The organism is Methylobacterium aerolatum (assembly GCF_022179085.1).
Taxonomy (GTDB): Bacteria; Pseudomonadota; Alphaproteobacteria; order Rhizobiales; family Beijerinckiaceae; genus Methylobacterium; species Methylobacterium aerolatum.
This window is the reverse complement of sequence record NZ_BPQE01000051.1, coordinates 1-7,777: the sequence shown is the minus strand read 5'-3', so window position 1 is coordinate 7,777 and position 7,777 is coordinate 1. Positions and strand designations below refer to the sequence as shown.

Annotated in this window: 4 protein-coding genes and 1 tRNA gene; 1 reads left to right on the top strand and 4 read right to left on the bottom strand. The window is 69.7% G+C overall.

The features are described from left to right. Nucleotides 1-221 precede the first annotated feature (221 nt). Entirely contained in the window at nucleotides 222-905 is a 684-nt protein-coding gene (locus MFF06_RS22410; RefSeq protein WP_238208386.1) for a GntR family transcriptional regulator, read from the bottom strand. A gap of 152 nt (nucleotides 906-1,057) precedes the next feature. Then, the gene (locus MFF06_RS22405; protein WP_238208384.1) at nucleotides 1,058-3,985 is read right to left on the bottom strand and encodes a bifunctional [glutamine synthetase] adenylyltransferase/[glutamine synthetase]-adenylyl-L-tyrosine phosphorylase; all 2,928 of its coding nucleotides are present in this window, start codon (nucleotides 3,983-3,985) and stop codon (nucleotides 1,058-1,060) included. 171 nt (nucleotides 3,986-4,156) lie between these two features. Here MFF06_RS22405 and MFF06_RS22400 point away from each other — a divergent pair, with 171 nt between their 5' ends. Further along, complete coding sequence (locus tag MFF06_RS22400) at nucleotides 4,157-5,839, top strand: thiamine pyrophosphate-binding protein (protein WP_238208382.1); 1,683 nt, start codon at nucleotides 4,157-4,159, stop codon at nucleotides 5,837-5,839. Between the two features lie 201 nt (nucleotides 5,840-6,040). On the opposite strand, the gene MFF06_RS22395 is transcribed toward MFF06_RS22400, so the two are convergent. Then, nucleotides 6,041-6,113 (bottom strand) — tRNA-Ile (locus tag MFF06_RS22395). Between the two features lie 1,196 nt (nucleotides 6,114-7,309). Beyond that, a partial coding sequence (locus tag MFF06_RS22390; RefSeq protein ID WP_238208380.1) for a P63C domain-containing protein occupies nucleotides 7,310-7,777 on the bottom strand: 468 nt, incomplete at its 5' end.

Below are 7,777 nucleotides of genomic sequence, written 5' to 3'. Positions count from 1 at the left end.
CTCCGCTCGCAAAGACGTGGAAGTCGTGACGGGCTGCCAGGACCTTTCGGGCCAGACACTCAGGTGCAGCGGAGCCGCCTCGAAACAGGGCTTCAGCGAGCACCGCACCGTCTGGAGGGCTCCTTCGAGGCCTCCGCTACGCTCCGGCGCCTCAGGATGTGGTCGCGATGAGGGCGGTCGAATGTCCGGCCAGACTCTGAGGGCGAGAGGGACCCCGACGCTCAGTCGAGATGCTTGCCGTAGACCTCGACATGCGCGGCGAGGCCCAGCCCATGCTCGCGCACGAGGCGCTCGGAAAGGTCGGCGTTCCGGGCCTCCAGCGCCTCGATGATCGCCACGTGCTCGGCGATCGACTTCGAGGCCCGGTCGCCCTCGCGCAGCGCGATGTTGCGGATGCCGCGGACGTGCATCACGAGGTTGCTGCACAGCCCCTGGATCACCTCGCACTGGCCGAGCGACACGATCTTCTGATGGAAGCGGATGTTGGCTTCCGAGTATTCGTCCAGGTGTTCCTGCGGCTTGCCCTCGAAGAACTCGGGGAACATCCGCCTCATGCATTCCAGGTCTTCGTCCTTGGCGCGGGTGCAGGCGAGCCGCGCCGCCATGCTCTCCAGGGCCGCCCAGGCCTGGATCATCCCGACGATCTCCTTGCGGGTCTTCTTCACGACGAAGATGCCGCGCCGGGGCTCGTTGCGGACGAAGCCCTCCTGTTCGAGCACCGTCAGAGCTTCGCGGATCGGCGTGCGGCTCACGCCGAGCGATTGGGAGAGGCTGCGCTCGTCCAGGCGGATATCACCGGATTGCCCGTAGATATCCATGTTGGTGATGGCGGTCTTGAGGGCTTCGTAGGCCAGTGTCCGCAGACTGGTGGCCGGGACGATCGGGCTGATCGCGAAATTCTGCATTCTGTTCAACGACGCTTCGGCGCGGGTCACGGGAGCGATGCTGGCTCTGGGCGACGCCGCGCAACGCGTCCGAGGATGACCGCTCGCTTGGTGAAACACAAGGCGAGCGGCCCCGTTGCATGGTGATGGCGCCGCCCCGTGGCCGCGACCGCTCAGCCCGCCCCCGGCGCGAGCCCGGCCCTGACGGTGCGGATGGCGTGCCGGACGGCCCTGCGGTGGTGGAGCAAATCCGCCGCGAGGCTGCGGGCATCCGGCAGGGCGAGCGCCCGTGCCATGCGCTTGGCGGCGCTGGGGGAGGGGGGCTTCCCGGGATTCTCGGTGGTGAGTCGCTGCCAGTGGGCCACGGCATCGAGCAGGTCGTGTGCCTGTGTCAGGCTCAGGGCTTCGTCGGGCGGAATCAGACCCCGCTCGCCCGCCCGGCGCAGCACCTCGCCGGCATCGCGGCCGATGCAATCCGCGAGGTTTGCCGCCAGCACGATGGCCTGGGCCAGGAAGTCGAGATCGAACAGGCCGCCGGGCGCGAGCTTCAGGTCGTGCGGACCCGCATGGCCGCGCTCCTGCGCCACCAGCGCCCGCATCTCGCCGGCCTCGGCGCAGACGGCAGCGGGATCGCGGGGCCGGGCCACGAGGTCGGCGATCGCCGCCGTCACCTCGGCGCCGAGGGAGGCATCCCCCGCCACTACGCGGGCGCGCGTCAACGCCATGTGCTCCCAGGGCTCAGAGGTCTCGGCGTAGTAGGCGACGAAGCTCGCGAGCTGCACGGCCGGCGGCGAATGGCTCCCGTAGGGACGCAGCCGCAGATCGACCTTGTACAGGTGCCCCCGGCGCGTCGGGACGGTGAGCGCCGCCACGAGGCGCTGGGCGAGGCGGTTGTAGGCCACCACGGCGTCGAGGGGGCGCGCGCCGTCGCTCGTGCGGTTCTCCGGGTCGAAATCGTAGAGGATGACGAGGTCGAGGTCTGAGGCGGCGGTGAGCTGACGCGAGCCGAGGCGCCCGAGACCGAGGACGCAGCACCGGCCGCGCGGCACCCGCCCGTGCTCCCGAACGAAACGGTCCGTCTCCGCCTCCAGCACCAGCCCGACGATGGCCTCCGCAATGGCGGCATAGGCATGGCCGGCCTGTCGCGGCGTGATCAGGCCGGAGACGAGGCGGGCGCCGGTCACGAAGGTCGTGCGCCGCATGGCGTCCCGGCACCGGTCGAGGAAGTCCTCGTGGCTCGCGGGCGTGCCGACGAGGGATTCGATCTGCGGGCGGATGAGGCCGGTGTCGGTCGCCGAGGCCGCGAAGTCCCGCTCCAGCACCGCATCGAGGATGTGCGGGCTGCGGCCGACATCCTCGGCCAGACGGGGCGAGGCCCCGAGAAGGTCCGCGAAGAGCAGCCTCAGGTGATCGTTGGAGCGAAGGATCGCCATCAGCTCGGCGGCGGCGGGCATCCGCGAGAAGGCCAGATCGAGGGTGAGCAGGGCGGCATCGGGATCGGGCGTGCCGCCGAGCGCCTGGAGCAGGCCGACGAGGAAATCGGACAGGATCTCCCGGGCGCGCCCCCCGCGCAGGGCCGCGTGCCGCCCCTGCGTCCAGTCCCGCACGATACCGTGCGCCCGCTCCGCCTCGCGAAATCCCATCGACCGGAGCGCCTCGAGCGTCGCGGACTCGGCCTCCCCCGGCCCGAAGACGAGGGTCGGGGACGCCCCGTCGTCCGTGGCCCCACCCTCGAAGAGGAGGGCGTAATGCCTCTGCACCCGGCGGGAATGGGCCAGGAGGGCTGCATCGAAGGCGGCCCTGTCGGGGAAGCCGCAGAACGACGCGAGGCGGTCGAGGTCGTCCGGGTCGGCGGGCAGGCGCTGCGTCTGCTCGTCCCGCAGCATCTGGAGCCGGTGTTCGACGGTGCGCAGGAAGACGTAAGCCTCGCGCAGCTCGTCGCGCGCGGTGGCGTCGATCCAGCCCGCCTCGCACAGGCCCGCAAGCGTTTCGAGGGTGCGGCGGCTGCGCAGGGCAGGCTGGCGGCCGCCGAAGACGAGTTGCTGGGTCTGCGCGAAGAACTCGATCTCGCGGATGCCGCCCCGGCCGATCTTGATGTTGTGGCCCGCCACCGCGATCTCGTCATGCCCGCGCACGACGTGGATCTGTCGCTTCAGCGCGTGGATCTCGGCGATGGCCGCGAAGTCGAAATGCTTGCGCCAGATGAAGGGCCGCAGCTCCGCGAGGAAGGTTTCGGCCACGGCGAGGTCGCCGGCGACCGGCCTCGCCTTGATGAAGGCGGCGCGCTCCCAATCCTGGCCGATGGACTGGTAGTAGTCGAAGGCGAAGGCCGTCGAGAGCGCCAGCGCCGTGGAGCCAGGATCCGGGCGCAGCCGGTAGTCGATACGGTGGGCGTAGCCGTCGGCGTTGCGCTGGTTCAGCAGCTTGACGAGGCCCTGGGCCACCTTGACGAACAGCCCCTTGGCCTCGGCCCCCGCGACGGCTTCCGCCGGCCCGCCCTCGTAGAAGACCACGAGGTCGATATCGCTCGAATAGTTCAGCTCGCCGCCGCCGAGCTTGCCGAGGCCGAGCACGAACAGGCCCGTCCCGCGGGCCGGCACGTCCGGGTCCGGCAGGCGGATCCGGCCGCCGGCGGCCTCCCGCCGCAGGAGCGCGTCGAGGGCGCCGCCGACGGAGGCGTCGGCGAAGTCGGACAGGGCGCCCGTCACCGCGTCGAGGTCCCAGGCCCCGCCGAGGTCGGCCAGGGCGACGAGGAGCGCGTGCTCGGTCCTGTTCCGGCGCAGCGTCCGGCCGATCCGCGCGAGATCCTGCTCGTTGGCGCAGACGGCGCCGGCCGCACGCTGTCGTGCGACGAGGTCGGCGTTGGCGGCCTCCGGCGAGCGGTCGACCAGCCCGGCAAACAGCTCCGGCGAGCGGGCCACGATCCGCCAGAGGAATTCCGAATGCTCGGCGAGACCGAGCAACAGGGCCCGCACGGGCCCGGTCAGGAACCCGGCCGCGAACAGTGGCGCGATCTCGTCGAGGCGCTCCCGCGCCAGCGCCGAGACCTCGGGCGCGATCCGCGGCGCGAGCCGCTCGCGTAGGGTGGCATCGATCGCCATGCCGTGGCCTCGTCTCGAACCCGGGCAGAGCGGCGTACTGCGAATGGAGCGCCGGGCCAAGGCAGGGAGGGCCGGTCCAGGCGACGGGACGCCCCCGGCCTTTACCCCACCCCGCCCTGTGCCGATGATGGCGCGACCGCCTCCGGGATCCTCGGATCGGAAGGGACAGACATGACGGCCATCCCGCCCCGCACCGGCGCGCGCCTGCTCGTGGACCAACTCCTCGCGCAGGGGATCGAGCGTCTGACCTGCGTGCCGGGGGAGAGCTACCTCTCCGTGCTCGATGCCCTGCACGGGTCCGGCATCGACGTGGTGGTCTGCCGTCACGAGAGCGGCGTTGCGATCATGGCCGAGGCGGCGGGCAAGCTGACCGGCCGCCCGGGCATCGGCTTCGTCACGCGGGGGCCGGGGGTTGCCAACGCCGTGGCCGGGATCCACGTCGCCAAGCAGGATTCGACGCCGATGATCCTGTTCGTCGGCCAGGTGGCCCGGGGCATGCGCGGCCGCGACGCCTTCCAGGAGGTCGATTACCGCGCCACCTTCGCCGACCTCGCCAAATGGGCGGTGGAGATCGATGACGCGGCGCGTATCCCCGAGATCGTCGCCCGCGCCTTCAGGGTCGCCATGCAGGGGCGGCCGGGCCCCGTAGTGATCGCCCTGCCCGAGGATATGCTCGACGACGAGGCGGTGGCCGCCGACGCCCCCCGGATCGAGCCGGCCGAACCCGCGCCCTCGGCCACCGACATGGACGAACTGGCCTCCCGGCTCGCACGGGCGCGCTCGCCCCTCGTCCTGGTGGGCGGGTCACGCTGGCGGGAGGCCGACCGCGATCGTCTCGCCGCCTTCGCCGAACGGTTCGACGTGCCGGTGGCGAACTCCTTCCGCCGGGCGGGGCTCTTCCGCGCGGATCACCCCGCCTATGCGGGCGAACTCGGGATCGGCGCCAATCCGGCGCTCACCGCCCGGATCCGTGGATCGGACCTGCTCCTGATGATCGGCGGACGGCTCTCGGAGATGCCTTCTCAGGGCTACACGCTGCTCGGAATCCCCGAGCCGGGCGTGCCCCTGGTCCACGTCCATCCCGATGCCGCGGAACTCGGCCGGGTGTATCAGCCGACGCTCGCCATCCAGTCCGCCCCCGGCCCGTTCTGCACGGCGCTCGGCACCCTCTCGCCCGCCGGGACGCACCGGGGCGAACGAATGGCGCAGGCTCATGCAGACTATCGGGCATGGTCCGACAGGCCGGGTCCGCAGCCGGGATCCTTCCAGTACGGCGAGGTAATGCTCTGGCTGCGGGATCGGCTGCCGCCGGATGCGATCCTCTGCAACGGGGCGGGCAACTTCGCCACCTGGATCCATCGCTACCACCGCTTCCGCGGCTTCGGCACGCAGCTCGCGCCCACATCGGGGTCGATGGGCTACGGCCTCCCGGCGGCGGTGATGGCCAAACGCCAGAACCCCGACCGCATCGTCCTCGCCTTCGCGGGCGACGGCGACGTGATGATGACCGTGCAGGAATTCGCGACCGCCGTGCAATACGACGTCCCGATCCTCGTCGTCGTGCTCGATAACGGCATGTACGGCACCATCCGGATGCATCAGGAGCGGGAGTATCCCGGCCGGGTTTCGGCGACGGGCCTGCGCAACCCGGACTTCCGCGCCCTCGCCGTGGCCTTCGGCGGGCATGGCGAGCGGGTGGAGCGCACGGAGGACTTCGCCCCGGCCTTCGAGCGGGCCCTCGCCTCCGGCAAGCCGACGATGCTTCACTGCCTCGTCGATCCTCAGGCCCTGACGCCGACCCGGACCCTGGACGCCATCCGCGACGAAGCCCTGGCCCACCGCAGGTCCGGCTGAGACGGGGCTTCTCCCTCGTGAGCGTCAGTCCCGGTTCACGCATCGGTGCGACGGCCCGCACGGTCAGGCGCCGCCCGTGGCCTGCACCGTCTCTGCCGGCGCGGCGAAGCGAACCGGCGCAGCGGGACGCCTCACGACCCGGAGTTGCCTCGCTGCGTTGTCAAGGACGGCGGCGGAGTGCAGGAGATCGTGGGGGAAGAGTGGGCCCGGCAGGACTCGAACCTGCAACCAGACCGTTATGAGCGGTCGGCTCTAACCATTGAGCTACAGGCCCAAGCTATTCGCCTAGAACAGCTATTTGGTTTCGGCTGCGTCGATGTTCTCCGGTCGACAACAGAAACGACAACAGAAACCTCGGTTTTAGTACCGGTCGGAGGTGGGCGGAGCAAGGGCCTTGCCCTCTCTGGATCCCATAGACGACCCCGCCGTAACTCTCGCTGTAAGACGCCGCCAGAGCCCTGATTGCGCTCGGCAGGCCGGTGCTGCCCGTCAGCCAGGAGCTGGAGTTCTGGGTGGTGGGCGATCTCATCTTCACAGACGGAGAACTATCGGCCTTCGCGCTTCGGCAGGGTGTGCGGCCGGCTGCAGATCGGGCGCGGTGTCCGTTCGCGCCCCACTGCTCCGCGGAAAGGCGATCGCCGCTTTCTCGTAGTCGCAGGAGCTCCGGGCGGCCTGTGGATCAAGGCCTATCCATCCGAGATTCCATTGCTTGTAGAGATGGGGCAGGTTGAGGAGCGGCGTACGTCGCGCGAGCAGCACCGGGAAGGGTGCGGGTGGTTTCTCAAGGAATTGGGACGTGAGACGGTACGATGGTTCGGCGGTGATGACGGCTGAGTGGAACAGATGGTCGAAGCGGCGAAGATCCTGTCGTGGCTCTCGGTCGCGGCCGGCGCGGCTGCGGCTGTTCTCTGGTGGTTGGCGTCCAACGTTCGTGTCCCGCCATTCCCCTCAGTTGGATGGGACAGCCACAGCCGCGTCTTCGAACCTGTGAGATCCGCGCTCGCGAAAGCCGCCGCTTTGAATAAATGGGCAGCGCTCATCACGGGTGTGGCTGTGGCCCTTCAAGCTTGGTCGACTGCGCTGTCGCTATGACCGAGCCTCGCATCCCATCCGCCGCATTCGGCAGCGGCAAGGGCGACCCGGTCCCGCGCCACCGCCGCAAGCCGCGCCAGGCCAACGACCGCGACGGGCGCGAGATCCGACCGATCGACTTGGCGAACGCAATGAAGCACGGGGTCCGGTCGATCCGCGCGACCTGCCCGCCGCCCTGCCGCCACGAGGGCGACTTGCCGATCGACCGATTCCCGCCGGCGACGTTCGTGCCGGATGTGGGCCTGCGCATACGCTGCACAGTCTGCGGGCGGAAGAGGCCCGTGACCGAGCCGGTGTGGCAGCGGCGGGATAAGGCCTGAATCCTTCAGCCCACGGCACGCATTGAGTTCACCGCTACGGTGGGGCTGTCCTGATGGTTTAAGCCGGGTTTTTGGGCGCGGACTTATCTCGCTTCGGCAGCGAGGACAGGGGCGGTGCAAGCCTCGACCCCCTACCGCCGCTCAGGGGCATTGGTATCGTGTCGCCAAATTTCGGGAAGGCGCGATCAAGCGCCCGCTTGAACGACACCCAGTCATCGGCCGATCTCAGCAGCGCGATGACGCCGGCGATGTGCTCCTTGAGCTTCGGATGCCCGCGGTCTGGATCAAACCACTGGTGGTGCTTGTGGCTGCGTCGGCCAGTTTCTGGGACGGGGTTCTTGTGTCGCAGCTCTTCGGTCAGGCCGGGCGCGAGCCGGTCGTACACGAAGTCGTCAGTCCATCCGGCGATAACGCTGGGGCGTTTCGTGTTCCATGGTTCGAACTTCCACCCTCTTAGACGATAGATCTCGCGGTAGAAATCGATTGGGAAAGTCAGTGCCCATTTCTGCCTCTCCTTGGCGAGGCA